Origin of the sequence: Streptomyces sp. NRRL B-24572 (assembly GCF_002156145.1) — a bacterium.
Classification (GTDB): Bacteria; Actinomycetota; Actinomycetes; order Streptomycetales; family Streptomycetaceae; genus Streptomyces; species Streptomyces vietnamensis.
Genome location: NZ_MWIG01001167.1, coordinates 1 through 1,265, shown reverse-complemented (window position 1 = coordinate 1,265; position 1,265 = coordinate 1). Strand labels below are relative to the sequence as shown.

General features: G+C 76.6%; 1 protein-coding gene and 1 pseudogene. One reads left to right on the top strand and one right to left on the bottom strand.

From position 1 onward, the window contains the following. Positions 1 to 1,029 (top strand): S9 family peptidase (locus tag CCN56_RS41075; protein ID WP_143664856.1); only part of this gene is annotated, 1,029 nt, incomplete at its 5' end. 1 nt (position 1,030) lies between these two features. Here the strand turns inward: CCN56_RS41075 and CCN56_RS43770 are convergent. After that, positions 1,031 to 1,265 (bottom strand): annotated as a pseudogene (locus CCN56_RS43770) (hypothetical protein); the annotation flags it as partial.

Below are 1,265 nucleotides of genomic sequence, written 5' to 3'. Positions count from 1 at the left end.
TCGGCCTCGGCGGGCGAGGCGGCGGCGGAGCCGGAGACCGGCGAGATCCATGTGTACCGGGCGACCGGACGGGGCGCGGAGCGGCTGACGCGGCTGTCCGAGGGCGTGGGCGTGCACGGCGCGGTGCGCTCGGGCGCGGTGACCGTGCTGGTGTCGGCGCGGCCCGAGGCGCCGGGGAGCGTGGCGCGGGTGCTGCGGGGCGGCGAGCAGGTCGCGGTGGTGGCCTCGTACGCCCAGCGGCCGGTGATCTCCGCGCGCGTGCGGCTCACGGAGGCGGGGGCGCGGCGGATCCCGTGCGCGGTGCTGCTGCCCCAGGGGTACGCGGAGGGGGACGGGCCGCTGCCGGTCCTGATGGATCCGTACGGCGGTCCGCACGGGCAGCGGGTGCTCGCGGCGCACAATCCGCACCTGACCTCGCAGTGGTTCGCCGACCAGGGCTTCGCGGTGGTCGTGGCGGACGGGCGGGGCATGCCGGGCCGCTCCCCCGCCTGGGAGAAGTCGGTCCTGCGGGACCTCTCGGTGACGCTCGACGACCAGGTGGCGGCGCTCCGGGGGCTCGCCGACCGGTTTCCGCTCGATCTGGGCCGGGTGGCGATCCGCGGCTGGTCGTACGGCGGCTATCTGGCGGCCCGGGCGGTGCTCCGGCGGCCCGACGTCTTCCACGCGGCCGTGGTCGGGGCGCCGGTGACGGACTGGCGGCTGTACGACACGCACTACACGGAGCGGTACCTCGGCACCCCGCAGGACGACCCGGAGGTGTACGCGGCGCAGTCGCTGCTGACCGACGACGGCCTGTCGGCGCCGGAGGAGCCGGCCCGGCCGATGATGGTCGTGCACGGCCTCGCGGACGACAACGTGGTGGTGGGGCACGCGCTGCGGCTCTCGTCGGCGCTGCTCGCGGCGGGCCGGCCGCACGAGGTGCTGCCGCTGTCCGGGGTGACGCACATGACGCCCCAGGAGCAGGTGGCGGAGAACCTGCTGCTGCTCCAGGTGGAGTTCCTGAAGCGGTCGCTCGGCCTCACGCGCTGAGTCACCAGCCGGGCGGTGTCGGGTAGGGCGGGGCCGGGGGCCGTACCCCGGCCGGCGGATACGGTCCGGGCGCGGCGGCGGGGGCGCCGCGCCCGGCGAGCAGCACGAGCACCACGACCCCGGCGAGCAGTTCGAAGACGGAGGTGAGGACGTCCGCCGCGTCCAGGGTGATGAGATCGCCGAGGTGGACGAGGGTCTCGTAGCGGACGGCGCGGGCGACCCCGCCGAGGCCGCCC